The sequence below is a fragment of the Solwaraspora sp. WMMD792 genome (assembly GCF_029626105.1).
GTDB lineage: Bacteria > Actinomycetota > Actinomycetes > Mycobacteriales > Micromonosporaceae > Micromonospora_E.
In genome coordinates, this window is the sequence record NZ_JARUBH010000009.1 from 139391 (window position 1) to 161397 (window position 22007).

General features: G+C 70.9%; 23 protein-coding genes. 8 read left to right on the forward strand and 15 right to left on the reverse strand.

Translation table 11 applies throughout. From position 1 onward, the window contains the following. Window positions 1-5: 5 nt before the first annotated feature. From O7629_RS02060 to O7629_RS02070, 3 genes are read right to left on the reverse strand one after another with little or no spacing between them, the layout of a single operon-like run. Complete coding sequence (locus O7629_RS02060) at window positions 6-530, reverse strand: methylated-DNA--[protein]-cysteine S-methyltransferase (RefSeq protein WP_278167149.1); 525 nt, start codon at window positions 528-530, stop codon at window positions 6-8. A gap of 4 nt (window positions 531-534) precedes the next feature. Then, window positions 535-2031 carry an AlkA N-terminal domain-containing protein gene (locus O7629_RS02065; protein WP_278167151.1) on the reverse strand — a complete coding sequence of 499 codons (1497 nt, stop codon included), beginning with the start codon at window positions 2029-2031 and terminating at the stop codon, window positions 535-537. Window positions 2032-2086: 55 nt separating this feature from the next. Continuing rightward, the gene (locus O7629_RS02070; protein ID WP_278167152.1) at window positions 2087-3325 is read right to left on the reverse strand and encodes an MFS transporter; all 1239 of its coding nucleotides are present in this window, start codon (window positions 3323-3325) and stop codon (window positions 2087-2089) included. A 319-nt stretch (window positions 3326-3644) separates the two neighbouring features. Here O7629_RS02070 and O7629_RS02075 point away from each other — a divergent pair, with 319 nt between their 5' ends. The 5 genes from O7629_RS02075 (at window position 3645) to O7629_RS02095 (ending at window position 6567) form a co-directional block, all read left to right on the forward strand. Next, complete coding sequence (locus O7629_RS02075; RefSeq protein ID WP_278167153.1) at window positions 3645-4115, forward strand: hypothetical protein; 471 nt, start codon at window positions 3645-3647, stop codon at window positions 4113-4115. An 83-nt stretch (window positions 4116-4198) separates the two neighbouring features. Beyond that, window positions 4199-4705: a hypothetical protein gene (locus O7629_RS02080; RefSeq protein ID WP_278167155.1), complete on the forward strand. Its 507-nt coding sequence runs from the start codon at window positions 4199-4201 to the stop codon at window positions 4703-4705. A gap of 33 nt (window positions 4706-4738) precedes the next feature. Further along, window positions 4739-5824 carry a redox-regulated ATPase YchF gene (gene ychF, locus O7629_RS02085; RefSeq protein WP_278167156.1) on the forward strand — a complete coding sequence of 362 codons (1086 nt, stop codon included), beginning with the start codon at window positions 4739-4741 and terminating at the stop codon, window positions 5822-5824. 111 nt (window positions 5825-5935) lie between these two features. Next, window positions 5936-6175 carry a hypothetical protein gene (locus O7629_RS02090; RefSeq protein WP_123605371.1) on the forward strand — a complete coding sequence of 80 codons (240 nt, stop codon included), beginning with the start codon at window positions 5936-5938 and terminating at the stop codon, window positions 6173-6175. Next, entirely contained in the window at window positions 6172-6567 is a 396-nt protein-coding gene (locus O7629_RS02095; RefSeq protein ID WP_278167157.1) for a PIN domain-containing protein, read from the forward strand. The genes O7629_RS02090 and O7629_RS02095 overlap by 4 nt, the downstream gene beginning before the upstream one ends. 54 nt (window positions 6568-6621) lie before the next feature. On the opposite strand, the gene O7629_RS02100 is transcribed toward O7629_RS02095, so the two are convergent. Further along, on the reverse strand, window positions 6622-7206 hold the full coding sequence (locus O7629_RS02100) for a Uma2 family endonuclease (RefSeq protein WP_278167158.1): 585 nt from the start codon (window positions 7204-7206) through the stop codon (window positions 6622-6624). 139 nt (window positions 7207-7345) lie between these two features. Next, entirely contained in the window at window positions 7346-7525 is a 180-nt protein-coding gene (locus O7629_RS02105; protein WP_278167159.1) for a hypothetical protein, read from the reverse strand. A gap of 280 nt (window positions 7526-7805) precedes the next feature. On the opposite strand from O7629_RS02105, the gene O7629_RS02110 reads away from it, so the two are divergent. After that, entirely contained in the window at window positions 7806-8045 is a 240-nt protein-coding gene (locus tag O7629_RS02110) for a winged helix-turn-helix domain-containing protein (RefSeq protein ID WP_278174364.1), read from the forward strand. 332 nt (window positions 8046-8377) lie between these two features. Here O7629_RS02110 and O7629_RS02115 read toward each other — a convergent pair whose 3' ends face one another. Further along, window positions 8378-8740 carry a PH domain-containing protein gene (locus O7629_RS02115; protein WP_123605368.1) on the reverse strand — a complete coding sequence of 121 codons (363 nt, stop codon included), beginning with the start codon at window positions 8738-8740 and terminating at the stop codon, window positions 8378-8380. Window positions 8741-8827: 87 nt separating this feature from the next. Next, window positions 8828-9139, reverse strand: a complete 312-nt coding sequence (locus tag O7629_RS02120; protein WP_278167160.1) for a 4a-hydroxytetrahydrobiopterin dehydratase — start codon at window positions 9137-9139, stop codon at window positions 8828-8830. A gap of 155 nt (window positions 9140-9294) precedes the next feature. Between O7629_RS02120 and O7629_RS02125 the strand changes: the two genes are divergently transcribed. Further along, window positions 9295-9756 carry a (deoxy)nucleoside triphosphate pyrophosphohydrolase gene (locus tag O7629_RS02125; protein WP_278167161.1) on the forward strand — a complete coding sequence of 154 codons (462 nt, stop codon included), beginning with the start codon at window positions 9295-9297 and terminating at the stop codon, window positions 9754-9756. Between the two features lie 19 nt (window positions 9757-9775). On the opposite strand, the gene O7629_RS02130 is transcribed toward O7629_RS02125, so the two are convergent. Beyond that, window positions 9776-10768 (reverse strand): AraC family transcriptional regulator, encoded by a 993-nt coding sequence (locus O7629_RS02130; protein WP_278167162.1) that lies wholly within the window; start codon window positions 10766-10768, stop codon window positions 9776-9778. Between the two features lie 119 nt (window positions 10769-10887). Between O7629_RS02130 and O7629_RS02135 the strand changes: the two genes are divergently transcribed. Then, window positions 10888-11565: an NAD(P)-binding oxidoreductase gene (locus O7629_RS02135; RefSeq protein WP_278167163.1), complete on the forward strand. Its 678-nt coding sequence runs from the start codon at window positions 10888-10890 to the stop codon at window positions 11563-11565. A gap of 35 nt (window positions 11566-11600) precedes the next feature. On the opposite strand, the gene O7629_RS02140 is transcribed toward O7629_RS02135, so the two are convergent. The 7 genes from O7629_RS02140 to O7629_RS02170 form a co-directional block, all read right to left on the reverse strand. Further along, the gene (locus O7629_RS02140; RefSeq protein WP_278167164.1) at window positions 11601-12383 is read right to left on the reverse strand and encodes a hypothetical protein; all 783 of its coding nucleotides are present in this window, start codon (window positions 12381-12383) and stop codon (window positions 11601-11603) included. A 246-nt stretch (window positions 12384-12629) separates the two neighbouring features. Further along, window positions 12630-13682 carry a succinate dehydrogenase/fumarate reductase iron-sulfur subunit gene (locus O7629_RS02145; RefSeq protein ID WP_278167165.1) on the reverse strand — a complete coding sequence of 351 codons (1053 nt, stop codon included), beginning with the start codon at window positions 13680-13682 and terminating at the stop codon, window positions 12630-12632. Beyond that, a complete protein-coding gene (locus O7629_RS02150; RefSeq protein ID WP_278167166.1) occupies window positions 13682-15619 on the reverse strand; it encodes a fumarate reductase/succinate dehydrogenase flavoprotein subunit in 1938 nt (645 codons plus the stop codon). The genes O7629_RS02145 and O7629_RS02150 overlap by 1 nt, the downstream gene beginning before the upstream one ends. 13 nt (window positions 15620-15632) lie before the next feature. Next, window positions 15633-16439: a hypothetical protein gene (locus O7629_RS02155; RefSeq protein WP_278167167.1), complete on the reverse strand. Its 807-nt coding sequence runs from the start codon at window positions 16437-16439 to the stop codon at window positions 15633-15635. 424 nt (window positions 16440-16863) lie between these two features. Continuing rightward, window positions 16864-18255, reverse strand: coding sequence for a metallopeptidase TldD-related protein (locus tag O7629_RS02160; protein ID WP_278174365.1), 1392 nt, complete (start codon window positions 18253-18255; stop codon window positions 16864-16866). A gap of 14 nt (window positions 18256-18269) precedes the next feature. Continuing rightward, complete coding sequence (locus O7629_RS02165; protein WP_278167168.1) at window positions 18270-19706, reverse strand: TldD/PmbA family protein; 1437 nt, start codon at window positions 19704-19706, stop codon at window positions 18270-18272. 59 nt (window positions 19707-19765) lie between these two features. After that, window positions 19766-21970: a prolyl oligopeptidase family serine peptidase gene (locus tag O7629_RS02170; RefSeq protein WP_278167169.1), complete on the reverse strand. Its 2205-nt coding sequence runs from the start codon at window positions 21968-21970 to the stop codon at window positions 19766-19768. Between the last annotated feature and the right edge of the window lie 37 nt (window positions 21971-22007).

Below are 22007 nucleotides of genomic sequence, written 5' to 3' on the forward strand. Positions count from 1 at the left end.
CCGGTTCACTGCCCCGCGAAGGTCACCTGCGATTCATGGTCGAGCAGCCACTTCTTGATCGGCAGACCCCATCGGTAGCCGCCCAGCGTGCCGTCGCCGCGTAGCACCCGGTGACAGGGGACCACCAGCGCGACCGCGTTGCGGGCGCAGGCGCCGGCCGCCGCCCGGACCGCTGCTGGACGGCCGGAGCGCAGGGCGAACGCCGTATAGCTGACCGGCTCGCCGGGCTTCACCTCACGCAGCGCCGACCAGGCGGTGCGCTGGAACGGGCCGCCGTGCTGACAGACCGTGAGCTGGTCGATCGCGGTCAGCTCACCGGACAGGTAGGACCGTACGGCGCGGGTGACGTCGCCGAGGTCGGCCCGGCGGCGCACCGGCCCGCGCAGGTCGGGGTGGACCAGGGCGAGCAGGTCGTCCGGGTCGGCGGTGAACCCGGCGGCCCGTAGCGCCCCGTCCGGGTCGGCGATCAGCGTCAGCGGCCCGACCGCCGTGGCGACCGTACTCGTGTCCAGTGTCGAAGGCGTTGTCACAGGTTCACTCCGATGTAGATTTCGTTGGCGTGGCGGACCGCCACAGCCGCAGGTTGGCGTAGGACCGCCAGGGCCGCCAGTGCTCGGCGTGGGCGGTCAGGTCGGCGGGGGAGGCGGGCAGGCCCAGCGCCGCCGCGCCGCGCCGTACCCCCAGGTCGGTGCCGAGCAGCACGTCCGGGTCGCCGAGCGCCCGCATCGCCACGTAACCGGCGGTCCACGGGCCGATGCCGGGCAGCGCGGTGAGCCGGTGCGACAGCTCGGCCCGGTCGCTGCCCGGGTCGAGTCCGATGCCGCCGTCGGCGACCCCGGCGGCCAGCGCGCGTAGCGTGCCGCGCCGGGCGGCCGGCATCGCGAAGGCGTCGTCGGGCAGGGCGAGCAGGTCGTCCGGGCCCGGGAACGGCGCCAGGCCGTCCGCAGGCGCCGCTGTTCGCGACCCGGTTGACCCGGTCGCGGGTGGGGCTGTTCTCGACGCGGTCGCCGCGCAGAGGCGGGCCAGCACCCGGCGGGCGGCGGACACCGAGATCTGCTGCCCGACCACGGCCCGTACCGCCAGTTCGAAGCCGTCCACCGCGCCCGGCACCCGGACCCCGGGCTCGGCTGCGACGGCAGCGGCCAACGCCGGATCGGCGCCCAGCACGGCGTCCACCGCCGCCGGATCGGCGTCCAGGTCGAACAGCCGGCGGCAGCGGGACACCGCCGGTGCCAGATCGCGCAGGTCGGCGAGGTGCAACGCGGCGGCGAGGAAGCCGTCGTGCGGGGTGAGCGCCACCGTGCCGGCACCGTACGGCAACCGCAGCGCACGCCGGTATCCGCCGCCGTCGGCGGACTCCACGCCGGGCACCGCCCGGTCGGCCAGGAATCCGAGTACGGCGTCGACCGCCATCGGCCGACGGAAGGCCAGCCGTACGGTGATCACCCCGGCCCGGTCGGGCGCACCGGGCCGTACGCGGCCGCGCAGCGTCGACGGCGGGCCGCCGTACACCGTCCGGAACGTGTCGTTGAACTGCCGTACGCTGCCGAACCCGGCCGCGAACGCGATCTCGGCGACGGTCAGGGCGGTCCGCTCCACCAGGATCCGGGCCGTCTGCGCACGCTGCGCCCTGGCCAACGCCAGCGGGCCGGCACCCACCTGCTCGGTCAGCACCCGGGTGAGATGCCGTTCGGTGTAGCCGAGCCGGCGGGCCAGCCCTGGCACGCCGTCGCGGTCCACCACCCCGTCGCCGATCAACCGCATCGCCCGGCCGACCAGGTCGGCGCGGCGGTCCCAGTCGGGCGAACCCGGGGTGGCGTCGGGGTGACAGCGTCGGCAGGCGCGCAGCCCGGCCTGTTGCGCGGCGGCCGCTGACGCAAAGAACCGGACGTTGTGCCGCTTCGGGGTGACCGCCGGGCAGGACGGCCGGCAGTAGATGCCGGTCGACGTCACGCCGGTGTAGAACCAGCCGTCGAAGCGCTGGTCGCGGCTGTCCACCACCCGGTAGCACCGCTCGAAGTCGAGCTCCATGGGTCGATCCTGCCTGCTGCCGGGCCCGGTCGGCTGGCGGGAATCGGACCTGCAGTCACGAGCCCTGGCCCGTGCCGCCCGGCCGGCTCGTGCCGGCCGTGCCGCCCGTGCCGGCCGGCCGGGTCGCGCCGGCGGCCAGCAGGCCGATCGCCAACGCCCCGAGCACCACCAACAGCGATCGCAGGATGCCTACCTGCTCGGCCAGGAAGCCGATCAGTGGCGGACCGGCCAGGAACGAGGTGTAGCCGATCGAACTGACCACCGACACCCGTACCGCCGCCCGGTCGGCCTCGTCGGCGGCCGCGCTCATCCCGACCGGGAAGCCGAGCGACGCCCCCGCGCCCCACAGCAGCGCCCCGAGCAGCGCCAGCGGCAGTGTCGTCCCGAAAACCACCAGGGCGAGGCCGACCAGTGCGAGCACCGCCGTTGCCTGCAGCACCGTCACCCGGCCCCAGCGTTGCAACGCCGTACCGCCGACCATCCGGGCGGCGGTCATCGCCGCGACGAACACCCCGAACGCCACCGCGCCGACCGCGTCACCGACCCGGTAGCCGTCGACCACGGCCAGGGTGAGCCAGTCGTTCGCCACCCCTTCGACGAACGCGAAGGCCAGCACCAGCAGACCGATCAGCAGGGTGCGCGGCTCCCGCCAGGCACGCAGCACCCCGGACCGGGGTGCTGCCGCGCCGGGCACCCGCGCCGGGACCGGCAGGAACATCCGTACCGCTGCGGCGATAGAGGCGATCACCAGCAGCGCGGTGACGGCGAGTTGCCAGTCGACCGGCACCGCGAGCCAGGCACACCCGGCCCCGAGGAGCGCGCCGGTCACCGTACCCAGGCTGAAGCCGGCGTGGAAACGGGGCATCAGCGGGCGGTCGAGCCGGCGCTCGACGTCGGCACCCTCGACGTTCATCGCCACGTCCCAGCTGCTCAACCCGGTGCCGGTCAGCAGCAGCCCGGCGCCGGCCAGCGGCGGTGAGACGACCGCCACACCGACCGCGACGGCGAGCATCCCGACGGTCACGGCCGAGGCGCCCAGCAGCACCGTCCGGTGCGGCCCGATCGCGTGCACCAGCGGACCGGACAGTGGCAGCGCACTGACCGCCCCCACCGACGTGCACAACAGCAGCAGCCCGAACTGGGCGTTGGTCAGATCGAGGGCGTCGCGGATCGCCGGCGTACGGGAGATCCACGAGGCGAACGCCAGACCGCTGACCCCGAACGCGATCGCGACCGCGATCCGCGCCCGTTCCACCACCGGCCGCGCCAGCGTCGCCGCCCCGTTCGCCACCACGCCACCCGCTCCCCGCTCCCCGCTCGCCCGGACCTTGCCGTCCGCCCGGACGTCCGTCCGGGCGGCAACGGTACGCCGCCCGCAGCGGCTATCGCCCGGTGCTGACGGGTCTGGCCGCGCTGGGCACACGGCGCCGTCGCCCTGCGCAGACGGTAGAGCACCCGACACCGGTAGGTAACATGACGATGCTCACCCTCAACTGCTGGCAGCGGCGCTCTTGCCATCTGTTTTGGTCGATGGGCTCCGTTCGGCGACCTGGCTCCTGGATCGATAGAGTGGCACAGTTTGGTGCACCTCGATAAAGGAGTCGGTAGATATCATGCGTCGCCTACTGGCCAGCGCCGTCCTCGGCTCGGCCCTGATCCTCGGATTCACCGGCTGCGGCACCGAGCCGCCGCCGACGGGCGCGCCGTCGCCGACCGGCGGCAGCACCACCGCCAGCGAGGCCGACATCCTCGCCGCCACCAATGCCGCCTGCAATCAGGCAGTATCGATGAGCAGCGACTTCGCCGCCGGTTTCCAGCGTGACGTCAACCAGTTCGCCGATCCGTCCGCCAGCGCGGAGGCGCCGGCGGACGCCGAGGACAACTTCGAGGCACAGATGCGCGGCTGGTCGGCGACGCTCACCTCGCTGGCCACCGGCCCGGTGTCGGACGAACTGCGGACGGTGCTGACCGAGAGTACGGCCGCGATCGAAGCGGCCACCGAGATCGGTGAGACCCCGCTCAGCGACGAGCAGGTCGCCGCCGTGGTGGCGATCCCGGACAACTTCCGCGCCGTCTGCGAGTGACGTCCACGAGGGGCCGGGCGGGCCGGGAGCAGGCGTCCGTTAACCTGCTCCGGTTTGCTCGCCTCTCAATGGACGGATTCCCGATGCGACGTACCCTGATCACCGCCGCCGCTGCGACGGCGCTCGCGTTCACCCTGGCCGGCTGCGGCGGTGGCGACAGCGATGTCGACGCCGCTTCCGGTCAGACGTCATCGCCGACGGCGACCGCGTCGGCCGACGCGGAGTCGGCCGGCTCCGCCGCCGACGGGGCCGCTGCGGCCACGAAGGAGGCGTGTGACATGGCGGTGCCGGTCAGCGAGGAGAACACCGCGAACATCGAGGACGACTTCGGCAAGCTGATCGCCGCTGCGGTCGAGGGCGGATCGGCGGCGGAGACCGCCGAGTCCGAGTTCCGGAGCAAGCTCGCCGGCTGGTCCGGGATGCTGCAGTCGCTCGCCGTCGACCCGGTGGACGCCGACGTGCAGCAGGCGCTGACCGAGGCCGCCGACGTCGTCGCCCAGATCAACGACCCGGACGACAACACCCCGATGGGTCAGGTGGCCGACCTGCTGGCCGAGGCGACCGGCAAGCTCAAGACCGCCTGCGCCTGACCCGCCACCGGACGCTGCGTAGACTCGACCGACGTGAGTCTCACCATCGGCATCGTCGGCCTGCCCAACGTCGGCAAGAGCACCCTGTTCAACGCGCTCACCAAGAACGACGTTCTCGCGGCGAACTACCCGTTCGCCACGATCGAACCGAACGTCGGGGTGGTGGGACTGCCGGACGGGCGGCTGGGCAGGCTGGCGGAGATCTTCGGCTCGGAGAAGATCCTTCCGGCGCCGGTGTCGTTCGTCGACATCGCCGGTCTGGTGCGGGGCGCGTCCAAGGGACAGGGCCGAGGCAACGCCTTTTTGGCCAACATCCGCGACGCCGCCGCGATCTGCCAGGTCGTGCGGGTGTTCTCCGACCCGAACGTGGTGCACGTCGACGGCAAGGTCTCCCCGGGGGACGACATCGCCACGATCAACACCGAGCTGATCCTGGCCGACCTGCAGACCTTGGAGAAGGCGCTGCCCCGGCTGGAGAAGGAAGCCCGGCTGCGCAAGGACCGGGCGGCGATCCACGCCGCCGCGAAGGCCGCCGCCGCGCTGCTCGACGGCGGCACCACGCTGTACGCGGGTGCGGCCGCCGCCGGCATCGACGTCGCCGAACTGCGCGAGCTGCACCTGCTCACCACCAAGCCGTTCCTGTACGTCTTCAACGTCGACGAGGACGAGCTGGGCAACGCCGAGCTGCTCGCCGAGCTGCGGGCGCTGGTCGCCCCGGCCGAGGCGGTCTTCATGGACGCCAAGATCGAGTCTGAGTTGATCGATCTGCCGGACGACGAGGCGATGGAGCTGCTGGAGTCGACCGGGCAGAGCGAGCCGGGGCTCAACCAGCTGATCCGGGTCGGCTTCCGCACCCTCGGGCTGCAGACGTACCTCACCGCCGGGCCGAAGGAGGCGCGGGCCTGGACCATCCCGGTCGGGGCGACCGCGCCGGAGGCCGCCGGGGTGATCCACTCCGACTTCCAGCGCGGCTTCATCAAGGCCGAGATCGTCTCCTACGACGACCTGGTCGCGGCCGGCACGATGGCGGCGGCCAAGGCGGCCGGCAAGGTCCGGATGGAAGGCAAGGAGTACGTCATGCAGGACGGCGACGTCGTCGAGTTCCGCTTCAACGTCTGATTCCGGCATGCTGGGCACGAGCCGGCGTGTGGCGCGCCCCAAGGTTCGCGGTGTCTGCCAGGGGGTAGCAGCTGTGCCCAGCTCGCGGTAATACCGTGGTATGGTTGCTGGATGGCGAGGACGAGGAAGGTTACGATCACGCTGCCGGTGGAGCTGCTGGAGAGCATGAAGTCGCACACCGACAACGTCTCCGGCTACCTCACCGAGCTGGCCGAGCGGGCTGAGCGGCGAAGGCTTCTCCGGGAGGAGTTGGACCGCTATCAAGCTGAGTCCGGGGCGTTCACCGATCAGGAGATGGCCGAGGCCCAGGCGCTTCTGTACGGGACCAGGGAGACGGACCGGGCGGCGTGAGCCTCGAATCGCTTGTGCTCGACTCGCAAGGCTTCTCGGGATGGATCGGCCGGGATCGCATGGTGATGCGACTGCTGGAGCAGGCGGAGCGTGACGGGGCTGATCTGGCCATGTCGGCTGCCACGATCATCGAGGTTTCCCACACCGGCGTGGACACCGCTCGGCTGACCTGGCTGTTGTCCCGCATTCGTGTGGAGGCGGTGACGAAGGAAAGCGCCCGTCGCAGTGCGGGGCTGTTGAAGGCGGCGGGGCTGCACGGGCACAAGTACGCCATCGATGCCATGGTCGCCGAGATGGCGCTACGACTACCCGCGCCGGTCGCGGTCCTGACGTCGGATGTCGACGACATGACCAAGTTGTGCGGGCATCGGGTTCGGGTCATCAGGCTGTAGATCGGCCCTGCGGTCATGGCGGAGACGTGTCAGGCAGTTGAGCGGCTGCCCGGCTCAGCTTTTGCGACCGGGCACAAGCCCGTCCAGATTCAGCTTGAGCTCGAACGGCGTCGTGGTGTGCAGCTCGTGGCGGTGGATCCCGGTCGCGACGTACGACCGGGTGGGCTCGTCGAGCTCGTAGGCGTGGACCACCGGTGATCCACCCTCGTCTTCGACGCGCCAGTAGTGCGGGATGCCGGCTTCCGCGTACTTGCGCAGCTTGACCGTCCGGTCGCGGTGGGCCGACTCTGGCGAGACCACCTCGACGACCAACAGCACCTGGTCGGGTGTGTAGAAGGTGCAGTCCGGGTCGTAGTAGGGAGCCCGCGTGGCGAGGAGATCGGGCTCGGGGCGGTTCCGTTCGTCGAGCCGAATCGTCATCTCCCGCTCGATCTCGACGCCTGCTGGCGCCTGCTCCATGAGGGCGAAGAGCAAAGCGGAGACAGCTCGGCCGTGCCAAGCCCGCTGGGGGGACATCATGAAGACGAGTGCTCCGTCGATCAGCTCGGTGTGACGCGGCGCCTGAGGGAGCTGGTCGAGGTCGTCGGCGTACCACCCTTCGGGGCGGGGCGGTCGCATCCACTCGGGCACCGCAGTCATGTTCCTCACCGTAACATCCGGCTTCTGTTGACCTACCGTCGTTCAGTCTCGATGTCTGCGCCGCATCGAGGTGAGGCTCAGACACCTTACGAGGCGGTTTTAAGGTGCGTGAGCCTCACCTCGACGCTGAACGGAGGGGTCAGCCTCGGTGGTGGGACGTCTCCAGCCGGTACAGGGCCTTGACGCCTTCGCCGGAGTCGATCTCCGCCAGTCGGAGGCGGTCGACGGCAACATCCACCCGCTGACCGGTTCCGCCTGAGCCGGCGTCGGCCCAGATCTGCACCGTCCCGTGCCCCGGCAGCACTCTCGGACCGACCACCAGGATCCCCGGCTCCTGAGCCGGCGTCGCACCGCCGCGCGCTTCGCCTGGGGACTCGCGGTGCGGGTGGGTTTTGGGCTGGTCGTCGGGTGGCGGTGTTTCGGGCAAAATGTTCACGGGCGCGACCTCGCTTCGCGTCAAGGCCCTCGGCGAGCGCTGCCACGCGAGCCGAGGGCCGCCTTTGTCTGCCGATCCAACGCTAGTCCAACAGGTTCATCCTGTCCATCAGATGAACTGAATGGACAGCATCGGTCGGCTGGACAGGTGGCAGCCTGTGAGCATGGTCGACCCGTGGTCGCCGCGTTCGTTTGCCGAGCAGGTGGCCGATGCGCTCAAGGCGAAGATCGATAGCGGCGATTGGCTGCCGGGGCGCAAGCTGCCTGGTGAGGTGACGTTGGCGCAGACGTACGGCGTGGCGCGCGGCACCGTGCGGGCCGCGCTCGACGTGCTGCGCGAGGAAGGCCGAGTGGTCACCTTCGCCGGTCGCGGCACATTCGTCACGCCAGACCCGAAGCCCTGAGGCACTTCCGCCGTGGCAGGTGACCTTGAGGCGGCAGCGGAGGCGTACCGGGCTGCGTTCCAACGCGTGCAGGATGGGCTCGCGGAGGTCGCTTCAGCGCGTGCCGAGGTGCCACGGGTACGAAAGCGGCTTGCGGCCGCAATCGTGACTGCATACCAAGGCGGAGCCCGCGTGGGCGAGATCGCTCGGGTGACTGGCTACGGCCGGGAACAGGTCCGGCGGATCCTGCGAGCCGGCGGTGTCGAGCCGGAGAAGCCGGAAACCGCTTAGGTTGAGCGCGGGATGGACAGGATCGAGCGGTCAGCCCTGCTGGCTGTCGGTCCCGCAGTCGGTCACGAGATGTAGTGCAGGATCACGTTGTGCACGTGGTGGGACTTCTGGTCGCCACGGAACTCGACCTCGTAGGTGTGGGTGCCGACGTTGATCGCGATGGCGCCGGACGAGAAGTACGAGCCGCCCCAGGACTTGTTGCTCACCACGCTCACGCTGGTGATCTTCGAGTACGGGATGCTGGTGATGGCGACCTTCTTGCCGACGAACGACTTGTCCTGGATGATCACGCGGCGGTTGGTCAGCCCGATGAAGCCGGTGCCGGTGCCGATCGCGTCGTAGACCGCGATCACCTGCTCCCCGTCGAGCAGCCCGCTCTCGATCTGCCGAAGTTGCTCCCGCCGGTCGTACGCCACGTTCGCCATGTGCCCGAGGGTAGGCGGCGGGCACAACCATGCCAGCGAAGCGCGAGGTCGCTGCGGTCAGCGGTGGTCCGAGCGCAGGATGCGGGGTCAGCGAAGGTCGACGACCGTACGGTAGGCGTCCTCGATGCGGGCCGCGAGTGCGACGTCGCCGTCGGTGATCTTGTCGCCGTCGGGGGAGCCGAGCCGGATCTGGGTCTGCCCCTCGGCCCGGCGTACGTCGGGCCGCAGGTGCAGGGCGTCGGCTGCTACCTTGATCCGCTCGGTGAGCTCGGCGTGCTGGCTGTCGTCGAGCAGCAGGGTTCGCCGGAGCTGGTGGCCGTCCTGCGTCCACCCGTCCAGTTGGGTAAGGGCATCGCTAAGGTAGTCGCGGCCGGTCCGGCTGGACCAGAGTGCTCGCAAAGCCACACCTCCCAGGCGTCGTTGCCGGCTTGTGGCCAAATCGTCGCCATCCTGTGTCTTGGTCGGTGGTCCCCAGTCTGGCCGCTAACTGGTTGGTGTGTCCACGTCCACCCTTCCGTCATCTGCTGTCCTAGCAGTCAGCAGGGTTACCCGAAATGCTGATTGATCTGGCAGGCTCATCTGCTGTGCGGAGCGGGCGGGCGAGGCGTCAGGTGGTGGTCGGGGCGGCGATCGTCGTTGACGGTCGGGTGCTGGCGTGTGCCCGGACCCATCCACCGGGCGCGGCCGGCAAGTGGGAGTTTCCCGGCGGCAAGGTGGAGAGCGGCGAGACCGAGACCGATGCCCTGATCCGTGAGTGCCGCGAGGAACTCGGGGTTGCGATCACGGTGGGTGACCGGGTCGGCCCCGACCAGCCGCTCGGCCACGGCCGGTCGGTGCTGCGGGTCTACCTTGCCGGACTGCTCGGGCCGGCGCAGCCGACCGCGCTCGAGCACTCAGCTCTGCGCTGGCTGGCGGCCGACGAACTCGATCAGGTCACCTGGCTGCCCGCAGATCAGCCGATCGTCGCCGAGCTCCGTCCGTTGCTGCATGCCGGCAGCAGGCCGCACGACGGCTGATGCGGCCGGGTGCTGTGGTTCAGTGCGGGCTGGCGCTCGGGTCGCGGCCACTGCGGACCGAGCCGGGAGCGACTCCGATCATGCGCTTGAACGCCCGGCTGAACGCGGCCTCCGATCCGTAGCCGGACTGGCCGGCCAGTTCACGAACCGTCGTCTGGCCCTGTTCGAGCCTGGCGAGCGCGACGTGCATCCGCCACCGGGTGACGTACTGGAGTGCCGGTTCACCGACGAGCCGGGTGAACCGGGCCGCGAACGACGACCGCGACATCGCGGCTACGCGCGCCAGCGAGGCGACGGTCCAGGTACGGCTGGGTTCGCGGTGGATCGCCGCGATGGCCCGCCCGATCAGTGGGTCTGACAGCGCGCCGAGCCATCCGGCTCGCGCTTGCGGGTCGTCGCTGTCGATCCATGATCTGATCGCCTGGATCACCAGGATGTCAGCGAGTCTGGTGGTGACAGCTTCCCCGCCCGGGCGAAGGTCCGACACCTCGCTGGTCAGCAACGCGAGGGTGGCACCGATCCAGCCACTGGTCCGCGGGTCCGACCCGGTCGCATGGATGACCGGTGGCAGCAGCCGTACGAGTTGGTGAGCGGCCGGCCCCTCGAACGACACCACTGCGCAGACCAGCGTGGACGTCTCGCCGCCTCCACCGTGACGGAGTATCGAGTAGTGCGCATTGAGATGTTCCTGTGGTAGCAGATCGACCCGTCCGGCCCGTCCAGCCTGTCCGGCCTGTGGGCTGCTGAGCAGCAGATGTCCACGGCCATGCGGCACGAGCGCGAGGTCACCGGCGCTCAGCTGTCGTGGTGGTGCGTCCCCGACACGTAGCCAGCAGCCACCGGACGTCACGACATGGAAACTCAGACAATCACCGAACGGCGGCATCTCCAGCGCCCATGGGGCGCTGACCTCGGTCCGGCAGTAGAAGATCCCGGTCATCCGCAGCAGGTGCAGCGCTTCCCCGACCGGGTCCACCGACACCCACGGCGCATCGACCTCGAGTTTCGCCATCGCGGTCCCTGGACGATCGAGCATACTTTCGCGTTTCCCGATCATATCCTCGCCGGCCCCGAACTGATTTTGTCGATGGGGAGCCGCTCGCTGGCGGCAGCGACGACAGGGGAGAAACGATGAAGGTACTGGTGGTCGGTGCGTCCGGTGGGTCCGGCCGTGCCACGGTACGGGAACTTGGCCGCCGGGGTCACGAGGTCACCGCGTTCTCGCGGAACGCGTCGACTGTGGCCGGTCCGGTCGATGGCGGCTCGCTGCGCGGGTTGAACGGCGACGCCACCGACCCTGACGATGTCGACGATGCGGTGCGTGGTCAGGACGCGGTGATCGTCACGCTCGGTATCAGCGAGAACCCGGTGCGGGTCAGGCTGCGTGGTCCGGCGCATACGTCGTTGGATGTCCGTTCCCGGGGGACCGGTGTCGTTGTCGAGGCGATGCGCCGCCACGGCGTACGCCGGTTGGTGGTGCAGACGTCGTACGGCGTCGGACCCACCCGAACGCACCTGCCCATGCTCCAACGACTGGTCTTCTGGGCGCTTCTGCGACCGCAGATCGTCGACACCGAGCGGCAGGAGCGGATCGTACGGTCCAGCGGCCTGGACTGGACCGCCGTTCAACCGGTGAACCTCACCGACGACGACACGACCGAGCCGCCGTTCGTCTCGACCACTGGTGCGACCCGCAGCATGAAGGTGGCCCGCGCGCAGGTCGCGTGGCTCCTGGCGGAGTCGGTCGAGAACGACGACCACATCGGCTCGACACTTGCACTCTCGGCCGGCAAGCTGCGTCCCGCTTGACCCAGCTTGACGACTGACGACGCGCCCGACTCTGCTCAGAGGTTGATCGCGACCTGGAACGACCGCGAAGTGAGCCCGGCACCGCCGTGCCAGATCTCGAAACCCGCCTCGACCCCGCTGAGGTACCAGTCCCGGTCGAGGTAACCCCGGCCCACCGCGTCCCGGGCGAACGCCGCCAACTCCAGGTCCCGCGCCTCGTCGACCGGCGTGGTACGCACGTACGCCACGTAGTTCCAGTGCCAGTCGGCGTAGTAGACGTCCCAGGTCGCCCCGGCCAGGGTCACTCCCCGCGCCACCAGCGTCCCGGCCGGCTCGGCCCCACCGGCCCGGTCCAGCCAGACCATCAGTTCGGCGCCGTCGGGGGAGCGGTGGGCGTTGGCGTCGGTGTGGAACCACAGGTCGTACGTGGCGTTCCAGCGGCCGGTGGCGCCCTTGGTATCGATCGCCCAGTTGGACCGGGCGGAGCGCAACTGCGTCACCTTGATCGGCAGGCCGCTGCCGACGGTGCAGTTGCCCCAGTGGCAGCCCTGGTAGATGGTCGGGTAGGCGGCGGCGGAGCCGTCCCGCTTGTCGTGCTCGGTGTGGGTCACCTCGAACCGGCCGGCCGCGTCGACCGTCAGGCACTGCGGAGTGTCCGCACCCCAAACGTTGTTCATCACCACGTACCGCTTGTCGGTGATGTCGACCGTGTCGGCCCGCCCGCAGAGTTCGCCAGCGTCGGCGTCCGGTGCCAGCCAGACGACGGTCACGCCGGCGACGACGAGGGCGGCGACGACGAGCGCGGGCAGGCGGTAGCGCCGGAGTCGGAGCGGGATCATGGTGGCTGAGTCCTTCGGCGAGCAGCCCGCAGTACGGGCTGGTGCCGTGGGCCCGGCGCCCCTACGCCGCCCCACGACGGAAACGGTGGACAGGTCCGTTCCCGGCTCCGCCGAGGATGTTACGACTGTCGATGGCTAGCCGGCAACCCCGGTGGCGCAGCCGGCAATCCGGAAAAAAAACCGCCCCTCCCGGCGCACGAAGCACCGGGAGGGGCGGTCAGCGGTCCTGGTCCGGGTGAGACCGGCTCAGCGGTCCTGGTCCGGGTGGTGGTAGTTGAGTGACTTGTCCGGCAGCGGGAAAGTGACGTCCTCGCCGAACGGCGACGGCGCGGCCGGCTTGTCGAACGCCAGCTCGCTGATCGGCAGGTGGCCCTTCTCGTCCACCGCCGCCGCCTGCGGGCGGGGCACCTGCTGGTGCCAGTTGACCCCGCGCTCGGCGTCGGCCGCCGCGCTGTGGTCACCGTCGGCCGGCAGCCCGGCGGTCGTGGCGGCCGGCTGGTCCAGGCCGGACTCACCGAGCGCCGGTCCACTCGCCGCCGCGCCGTTCTGCCCCCGCCGGAAGATCTTGCTGCCGAGCCACACGAGGGGATCGTACCGCCGGTCGACGACGCGCTCCTTCATCGGGATGATCGCGTTGTCGGTGATCTTGATGTGCTCGGGGCAGACCTCGGTGCAGCACTTGGTGATGTTGCAGTAGCCGAGCCCCTGCTGCGCCTGCGCGTACTGCTTGCGGTCGGTCCTGGTGTCCAGCGGGTGCATGTCCAGCTCGGCGGCGCGGATGAACACCCGGGGACCGGAGAACGCGGTCTTGTTGTCCTCGTGGTCACGTACCACGTGGCAGGTGTTCTGGCAGAGGAAGCACTCGATGCACTTGCGGAACTCCTGCGAGCGTTCCACGTCGACCTGCTGCATCCGGTACTCACCCGGCGCGAGGTCCTCCGGCGGGCTGAACGCCGGCGTCTCCAACGACTTCTGGTAGTTGAACGAGACGTCGGTGACCAGGTCGCGGATCACCGGGAAGGTCCGCAGCGGGCTGACGCTGATCGTCTCGTTCTCCTCGAACGTCGACATCCGCGTCATGCAGCCCAGCTTCGGCATGCCGTTGATCTCCATGGAGCAGGAGCCGCACTTGCCGGCCTTGCAGTTCCACCGGCAGGCCAGATCCGGAGCCTCGGTGGCCTGCAGCCGGTGGATGACGTCGAGGACGACCTCGCCCTCGTTCACCTCCACCTGGTAGTCCTGCAGTTCGCCGCCGGTCTCGTCGCCCCGCCACACCCTGAAGTGGCGCTTGGTGCCCATCAGTTGTCCGCCTCCTCAGCGAGCGCGTCCTGCGCCAGCGCGTCGAACTCCGCCAACTCCTCGTCGGTCAGATACTTGGCCAGCTCCGCCCGGTCGAAGAGCTTGATCAGCTCCGGGCGCATCTTCGGCAGCGGCTTGTGCTCCAGCTTGACCGTGTCACCGTCCAGCGAGCAGACCAGGTTGACCGTGCGCCACGTCGGGGCCATGGTCGGGTGGTCCTCGCGGGTGTGCCCGCCCCGCGACTCGGTGCGCTCCAGCGCGGCCTTGGCGGTGCACTCCGAGACCACCAGCATGTTGCGCAGGTCCAGCGCCAGGTGCCAGCCCGGGTTGTAGCGCCGGCCGCCGGCGGCGCTGACCTTGGCCACCCGCTCACGTAGCTCGGCCAGCTTGACCAGCGAATCCGCCAGCTCACCCTCGCGCCGGATGATGCCGACCAGGTCGCCCATCACCGCCTGCAGGTCCTGCTGCAGGGTGTACGGGTTCTCCCCGGTGTCGCGCGACAGCGGTGCCAGGGCCTGGTCCACCGCCTGCTCGACCTCGTCGGCCGAGACCTTCGGCCGCCGGTCCAGCCCGCCGACGTACGTGGCCGCGTGCTCGCCGGCCCGCTTGCCGAAGACCAGCAGGTCGGACAGGGAGTTGCCGCCGAGGCGGTTGGAACCGTGCATACCGCCGGAGACCTCGCCGGCGGCGAACAGGCCGCTGATCCGGCCGGCCGCCGCAGCGGTGTCCGGGTCGACCTCGACGCCACCCATCACGTAGTGGCAGGTCGGCCCGACCTCCATCGGCTGCTTGGTGATGTCGACGTCGGCCAGCTCCTTGAACTGGTGGTACATCGACGGCAGCCGGCGACGGATCTCCTCTGCCGGCAGCCGGCTGGCGATGTCCAGCAGTACGCCGCCGGACTCCGTACCGCGACCGGCTTTGACCTCGCTGTTGATCGCCCGGGCGACCTCGTCACGGGGCAGCAGCTCCGGCGGACGCCGGTTGTTGTCCGGGTCGGTGTACCAGCGGTCCGCCTCCTCCTCGGTCTCCGCGTACTGCTTGCGGAACACGTCGGGGACGTAGTCGAACATGAACCGCTTGCCGTCGGTGTTGCGCAGCACCCCGCCGTCGCCCCGGACCGACTCGGTGACCAGGATGCCCTTCACCGAGGGCGGCCAGACCATGCCGGTCGGGTGGAACTGCAGGAACTCCATGTTGATCAGGGTGGCGCCGGCCCGCAGGGCGAGCGCGTGCCCGTCGCCGGTGTACTCCCAGGAGTTCGAGGTGACCTTGTACGACTTGCCGACCCCGCCGGTGGCCAGCACCACGGCCGGCGCCTCGAACAGGACGAACTCGCCGCTCTCCCGGTAGTAGCCGAAGGCACCGGCGACCCGGGGACCGTCCGGCCCGTCCTCCAGCATCAGCTCGGTGATGGTGGTTTCGGCGAAGACCTTGATCCGGGCGTCGTGGACGCCGTACTCCCGCTTGTCCTCCTGCTGCAGCGAGACGATTTTCTGCTGGAGGGTACGGATCAGCTCCAGGCCGGTGCGGTCACCGACGTGGGCCAGTCGCGGGTACTCGTGGCCGCCGAAGTTGCGCTGCGAGATCTTGCCGTCCTTCGTACGGTCGAACAGCGCGCCGTACGTCTCCAGCTCCCAGATCCGCTGCGGTGACTCCTTGGCGTGCAGCTCGGCCATCCGGAAGTTGTTCAGGAACTTGCCGCCGCGCATGGTGTCGCGGAAGTGCACCTGCCAGCTGTCCCGGCTGTTCACGTTGCCCATCGCGGCGGCGGCGCCGCCCTCGGCCATCACCGTGTGCGCCTTGCCGAACAGCGACTTGGAGATGATCGCGGTGCGTTTGCCGGCCAGTCGGGCCTCGATCGCCGCCCGCAGTCCGGCGCCGCCGGCGCCGATGACCACGACGTCGTAGTGGTGTCGTTCGATTCGGGTAGTCATATCGTCCAAGCCCTCAGTTGAAGAACCGCAGGTCGCTGAACCAGCCGGCGGACAGCGCCATCACGTAGAAGTCGGTCAGCGCCAGGGTGCCGAGCGTGATCCAGGCCAGTTGCATGTGCCGGACGTTGAGCTTGGAGATGAACGTCCAGGCCCGGTACCGCACCGGGTGCTTGGAGAAGTGCTTCAGCCGGCCGCCGGCGATGTGCCGGCAGGAGTGGCAGGACAGGGTGTACGCCCAGAGCATGACCACGTTGCCGAGCAGGATGACGTTGCCCAGTCCGACCCCGAAGCCGTTCTCCCCGTCGAAGGCGAGCACCGCGTCCCAGCTGTTGATCAGCGAGATGATCACCGCAGCGTAGAAGGCGTAGCGGTGCGCGTTCTGGAAGATCAGCGGGAAGCGGGTCTCACCGGTGTAGCGCTGGTGGCCGTCCGGCACCGCACAGGCCGGCGGGGAGAGCCAGAACGCCCGGTAGTAGGCCTTGCGGTAGTAGTAGCAGGTCAGCCGGAACAGCAGCAGGAACGGCAGGGTCATCGCCGCGTCGGGGATGATCCACCAGCCGGGTAGGAACCGCCCGAAGTGCGCCGCCTCCGGTACGCAGCGTTCGGTGACGCACGGTGAGTAGAACGGGGTGAGGTAGTGGTGCTCCTGGACCCAGTAGAAGTCGTGCATGAAAACACGGACAGTGGCGTAGGTGACCCAGGCACCGAGTCCGATCACGGTGATCAGCGGGGGTAGCCACCACCGGTCGGTGCGCAACGTCTTCGCCGCGATGGCGGCGCGCGCCCGCGCCTGCCCCGGCATCGTTGCCGTAGTCGTCATCCTGTCTCCCTGACGGGGCCCGACCCGCGCAAGGGTGGACCCGGATATCTTCGGCCGGTCTGTGGCGTAGCAGGGCAGAGCCCAGATTGCCGTGCGACCGCGTGCTCCGGAACCCGCACCACACGCATCGGCGGGCGCTGGTCCGGTGCACACGTTACGCCCAGTACCGGCGGCCGTATGCGCAAGGGAGTCTCGCCGGTATCGCGTCGGTTACGAAAGCCCGGCCCGCCGCTACGGGGGTGGATGTGCAGAAGCTCACTGGATCCCGAGCGGCGTCGGTCACAGATTGACAGCGAACGCGTCGTCAGGGGTGACGGGCGGTGCGGTCGACCAGCCCGCACCGCCCATCGCGGACCCACCAGAAGTGAGGTATGGCTAACCTAAGCAATCCGCGTAGCGTCGTCAATCTCGCAATTCGCCGAGGTCAGCCGGCGGCGCCGCCGGTGATCTGCCAGTCCGCCAGGTGCAGGGCCGGCGCGTGCCAGGAGGTGTCGTCCCAACTGTCCGGCAACCGGCTCAACTCAGAGCCCAGACCCAGCACCGCACCGGGCGCGAGCGCCTGCGGATACGACTGGGTGAACCGCAGACTGCGGACCGCCGCCACGATCTCGCCTGACTCGACCAGCCACGCACCGTTACGGGTCAGGCCGGTCACCACCAGGCTGCGTGGATCGAGAATCCGGGTGTACCACAGGTCGGTGACCAGCAGACCACGCTCCACCCCGCCGAGCAGCGCCGCACTGCCCCCGGCCGCCGGCCCGTCGCCGCTGGCGGACTGCCAGCCATCGGCCGGGAGCAGCCGCAGATGCTGACCCACCGGCCCCCACGGGACGCTGCCCGGTGCCGCGTGTCCGGTCGAAGCGGTGCCGGCCGCCGCCGCGGTCCGTCGGTCGTGGGTGAGCGCCGTCGATCGGCCGGCGTCCACCAGCACCGTACGGCCGGTCGGGGTGCCCTCGGCGTCGAACGGCAGCCCGCCGCCGGTGGCCGGGTCGTCGACCAGCGAGATGGCCGGGTCGAACTGGGCCTCGCCGAGCCGGACGAACGACCGCCGTTCGTGGTGCGCCTTGCCGGCGAAGCCGTGCCGGGCCAGCATCTGCAACAGATCCAGCACCGCGGTCGGTTCGAGCACCACCGGGTAGCGCCCCGGCGGCAGGTCGACCGGGTGCCGGCCGGCCCGGGCCTTCACCGCGGCTCGGGCACCCAGCGCCGCGCCGTCGATCTCGGTCAGCCGGTCGGCCGCCTGCCGGGCCACCCCGTCGGCGCCGTCGGTCCGGGCGATCCCGTCCATCGCGGCCTCCGCCGACCGGCCACCGGCGGTCTGCCCGGCGCTGTTGGCGAACCCCGTCGACCGGTGCACGGTTCGGCAGAATCCGGCGCATTCCAGACCACCTGCGGCCGCGACGAAGTCCCGCACCCGGGCCGCCCGCTCCGCCGGACCGGCCTGCGCGGTCGCCTCGTCCCACGAACCGGCCGCGTGTAGCGGCGCCGGCCCGGCCAGCCCTGGCCAGGCCGGATCCGGCGGGCAGAGCCGGGCTGCCGCCAAAGTGCGCTCGACCAGGTCGGCCAACCCGTCCGGGCCGGTCAGCGTGGTCGAACCGATCGCGGTCCGGCCGTCGACGTGCAACCGCAGCCACACCGTGGTGACCGCCTCGGCGACGTTCTGGTGGATGAACGAGTTGGCGAACCGGGTCAGTGCCAGCGCCCGATGGCTGACGTACGCCTCGGCCTGCGCGTCCGGTCCGGCGGCCCGCCGGACCAGTTCCACCACCCGGAGGGCCAGGTCGGTTTCGGCGGGCGACGTCGCCGCGCCGGTCAGCCCCGCGTCCAGACTCACCCGCGTACCCCCACCCGGACGTTGGTGAACCGGGCCGGCGCCGCCGGGTGCCCGGTGTGCCCGACCTGGCCGGGCTGGCCCTTGCCGCAGTTCGGCGTCCCCCAGGCGACGCTCTCCGACGACAGCATGTCCATCGACCGCCAGAACACCGGGCCGATCCCGGTGTACGTCGGGTTGCGCAGCATCCGCCCCAACTTGCCGTTGCGGATCTCCCAGCCGATCTCACACCCGAACTGGAAGTTGAGCCGCTTGTCGTCGATCGACCAGGACCGGTTGATGTCCATCAGTACCCCGTGGTCGGTCGCCGCGATCATCTCGTCCAACGTGTGCGGCCCCGGCTCCAGACCGACGTTGGTCATCCGGACCATCGGCAGCCGCGACCAGCCGTCCGCCCGCACGCTGCCGCCGTGGTCCAGGCCGGCGACGGCGGCCGAGTCCCGACCGGCCAGTACGCCGACCCACCGGCCCTGCCGGACCGCGTCCCGCTTGACCGCCGGGCTGCCCTCGTCGTCGAACCCGAAACTGCCCAGCGCGCCCGGGATGGTCGGGTCGATCGTCACGTTCATCAGCTCGGATCCGTACCGCAGGCTGCCGAGTTGGGCCAGGTCCAGCCAGGACGTGCCGGCGAAGGCGGCCTCCCAGCCGAGGATCCGGTCCAGTTCGATGGCGTGCCCGACCGACTCGTGGATCTGCAACGCCATCTGCTCCCCGCCGAGGATCAGCGTGGTCTCCCCGGCCGGGCAGGCCGGCGCGGTGAGCAACGCCCGTGCCTCCTCGGCGATCCGGGCGGCGTGCGCCGGCAGGTCCAGGCTGTCGACCAGTTCCCAGCCGCTGGTGCCGTACTGGCCGCGGTGGCTCGGATAGGAGCGGCGCTGGGTCTCCCCGTCACCGATCACCGTCGCGGACAGCCCCGCACCGCACTCGCGGATCCGCTGGTCGATCCGGTGCCCCTCGCTGGAGACGAACCACTTCTCGGTGTCCCAGATCTGGTACAGCCCTTCGGCCAGGTCGGCGCCGTGGTCGAGCATCGTGCGGGTGGCCGACACCAGCAGATCGCCCTTGTCCGGCAGCGGCACCGACAGCGGGTCGATCCGGCACGGGCTGGACCAGCTCGCGGTGCCGGCCCCGGCCGGCACCAGGTCGATCGGCGGCCCGGGCACCTGGGCGCTGGCCGCGGCGATCTTCGCCGCCCGACCACCGGCGGCCCGCGCCGCCGCCGGCGACGGATCCGGTACGGCGTAGAAGCCCCAACTGGAACCGACCAGTGCGCGGACGCCGAGACCGGCGTCGCTGTGCTGGACCAGCGCCTCGATCTCGCCGTTGCGCGCGGTCATCGACTCGTAACGGCGGTGCATCACCCGCGCGTCGGCGTACCGGGCGCCGGCGTCGAGTGCCGCCTGCACGGCGGCCGTCGCCACCTCGAACTGGGTCACCCTGTGACCTTATGCGACATCGGCTCGGCCGAGCGATCCCGACGCCCGCTGACGACCGCTCAGCCGAGCGGTCCCAACGCCTGCCGGATGAACCCGAGTTCGGCGCGCAGCACGGTGGCCGCGTCCGGGTCGGTGCCGGCGGCCAACGGCAGCACCGCATGCGGTCGGCCGGCGGCCAGCAGCGCGGCGGACAACCGCAGGGTGTGCGCCACCGGCACGGCGTCGTCGGCCAGCCCGTGCACCAGCAGCAGCGGGCGGAGCTGGTCGCTGCCGGTCACCGGCTCGGCGGCGACCTCCACCAGGCTGTGGTGCGGGTAGATCTCGCCGCCCTCCTCGGGCAGGCCGAGGAACCGTTCGGCGTACCCGCTGCGCAGCAGCGCCCAGTCGGTGACCGGGTCGCGCGCCACGGCGGCCCGGAACACGTCCGGGCGGCGCAGCGCGGCCAGCCCGGCCAGCCAGCCGCCGAACCCGGTGCCCCGCACCGCCACCCGGTCCAGGTCGAGGTCGGGATGTTTTTCCGCGATCGCGGTCAGCGCGTCCACCTGGTCGGCGAGCAGCACGTCGGCCAGCCGTCGGTGCACCACCTTCTCGAAACTCGGCGCGACACCCGGCGTACCCCGGTTGTCGACAATCACCACGGCGAAGCCGGCGTCGGCCCACCACTGCCGGGCCAGCCAGCCCGCCCGTTCGGCCCGGACCTGCTGGTGGCCCGGTCCGCCGTGCACCTCCAGCAGCACCGGTAGCCGCCGGCCGGCGACATGCGACTGCGGGTACAGCACACCGGACGGCAGCCGGCGGTCGGTGACCCGTTGCAGCGTGGGCCGGGGCGTCACCGCCGGGGTGGCCGCCAGGCTCCGCAGCACGCCGAGTTCGGTGTCGTCCCGGCAGATCGTCCAACGCACCCCGGGCTGGTCCAGGGTGGCCGAACCGACGGCCAGTACGGCACCGCCGACCGCGGCGACGTGCCAGCCGGGGCTGCTGGTGAGCCGGACCGCGTCCAGACCACCCGAGGATGCCGCGGTGCGGACCCGGTAGAGGTGCTGTTCGCTGGGTTCCCCGTCACTCGCCTCGATCAGCAGGTCCGGGCTGGTGTGCCGGCCGGGCAGCCGGCCGACCACCCGGCGTACGTACAGCGCCGCCGGGGTGAGCAGGGTGCCGTCGGCGAACAGGCAGCGGGCGTCGTACCCGTCGTGGGCGAGTTCCCCGCCGACCAGCACCCGGCCGTCGGACAGGTGGCAGGGGGTGCCGGGGATCGGCTCCACCCACCGGGGGTCGGCGAGCTCGGCGTGCACCTGGGTCTCCCCGGTGCGTGGGTCGATGGACAGCACCAGACCGTGCTGCTGCAACCGGCGCAGCACGGTGATCAGCGGACCGCCGTCGGACCAGTCGACCGACACCAGGTACGGGTAGGTCTCCCGGTCCCAGTGCACGTCGACCCAGCCGCCGTCGAGGTCGAGCAGGTGCAGGGTCACCTCGGCGTTCGGGCCACCGCACATCGGGTACGGCCGGCTGCGGGCCGGCAGCTGCGGCCGCGCCGGGTCGGCGTACTGCCAGCGGGGCAGCCGGGACTGGTCGGTCCGGGCGGCGAGGATGCTCTGGCCGTCCGGTGACCACCAGTAGCCACGGTCCCGGCCGAAGTCGGCCGCCGCCGGGTCGGGCAGCGCCCAGGTGATGTCGCCGTCCTCGCCGGCGAGCAGCACGTCGCGGCCGTCCGGGTGGACGACCCGGAGCTTGCCGGATCCGTCGCGGTCCGGGCCGCCGCCCGGCCCGTTGCCGCTGAATCCGTCGTGGGCCGTTCCATCGCGGCCGGATCCGCCGGTCGCGCCGGCCGGCCCGACCGGATCCGCGTCGCTGTCCGACACGTACGCGATCCGGCTGCCGGTCGGGTCCGGCCGGGCGTCGGTGACCGAGCCGACCACCGGTACCTCGATCACGTCGCCGGTCACCAGGTCGGCCCGGAACAGCCGGCCGGCCAGGACGAACACGGCGACCCGGGCGGCCGGGTCGGTGGCGTACCGGGTGATTCCCGCACCGGCGGTGTTCCCGGCACCGGCGGTGTTCCCGGTGCCGAGCAGGACCGTCGGGTCGGCGATCCGGCGGTGTTCGCCGCTGTCGACCTCGAACGACCAGAGACCAGCGGCCGGGTCGTGCGGGCCGGTGGAGCGCAGGAACACCACGCGGGCGCCGTCGGCGCCCACGGTCACCGCGTGCGGGGCGCCCCGGACGGGTCCACGGGTACGGGCGGCAGGTTCCGGAGATTCCACTCTCGGATCGTAGAACCGGCTGATCAGCGATGAGACC

Excerpts from the sequence above, each read along its gene's own strand:
- O7629_RS02125 (WP_278167161.1), top strand. The coding sequence starts at position 9,295 with ATGCTGATTGATCTGGCAGGCTCATCTGCTGTGCGGAGCGGGCGGGCG.
- O7629_RS02090 (WP_123605371.1), top strand. The coding sequence starts at position 5,936 with ATGGCGAGGACGAGGAAGGTTACGATCACGCTGCCGGTGGAGCTGCTG.
- O7629_RS02115 (WP_123605368.1), bottom strand. The coding sequence starts at position 8,740 with ATGGCGAACGTGGCGTACGACCGGCGGGAGCAACTTCGGCAGATCGAG.
- O7629_RS02135 (WP_278167163.1), top strand. The coding sequence starts at position 10,888 with ATGAAGGTACTGGTGGTCGGTGCGTCCGGTGGGTCCGGCCGTGCCACG.
- O7629_RS02155 (WP_278167167.1), bottom strand. The coding sequence starts at position 16,439 with ATGACGACTACGGCAACGATGCCGGGGCAGGCGCGGGCGCGCGCCGCC.
- O7629_RS02110 (WP_278174364.1), top strand. The coding sequence starts at position 7,806 with ATGGTCGACCCGTGGTCGCCGCGTTCGTTTGCCGAGCAGGTGGCCGAT.
- O7629_RS02100 (WP_278167158.1), bottom strand. The coding sequence starts at position 7,206 with ATGACTGCGGTGCCCGAGTGGATGCGACCGCCCCGCCCCGAAGGGTGG.
- O7629_RS02080 (WP_278167155.1), top strand. The coding sequence starts at position 4,199 with ATGCGACGTACCCTGATCACCGCCGCCGCTGCGACGGCGCTCGCGTTC.
- O7629_RS02140 (WP_278167164.1), bottom strand. The coding sequence starts at position 12,383 with ATGATCCCGCTCCGACTCCGGCGCTACCGCCTGCCCGCGCTCGTCGTC.
- O7629_RS02065 (WP_278167151.1), bottom strand. The coding sequence starts at position 2,031 with ATGGAGCTCGACTTCGAGCGGTGCTACCGGGTGGTGGACAGCCGCGAC.
- O7629_RS02130 (WP_278167162.1), bottom strand. The coding sequence starts at position 10,768 with ATGGCGAAACTCGAGGTCGATGCGCCGTGGGTGTCGGTGGACCCGGTC.
- O7629_RS02150 (WP_278167166.1), bottom strand. The coding sequence starts at position 15,619 with ATGACTACCCGAATCGAACGACACCACTACGACGTCGTGGTCATCGGC.
- O7629_RS02145 (WP_278167165.1), bottom strand. The coding sequence starts at position 13,682 with ATGGGCACCAAGCGCCACTTCAGGGTGTGGCGGGGCGACGAGACCGGC.
- O7629_RS02075 (WP_278167153.1), top strand. The coding sequence starts at position 3,645 with ATGCGTCGCCTACTGGCCAGCGCCGTCCTCGGCTCGGCCCTGATCCTC.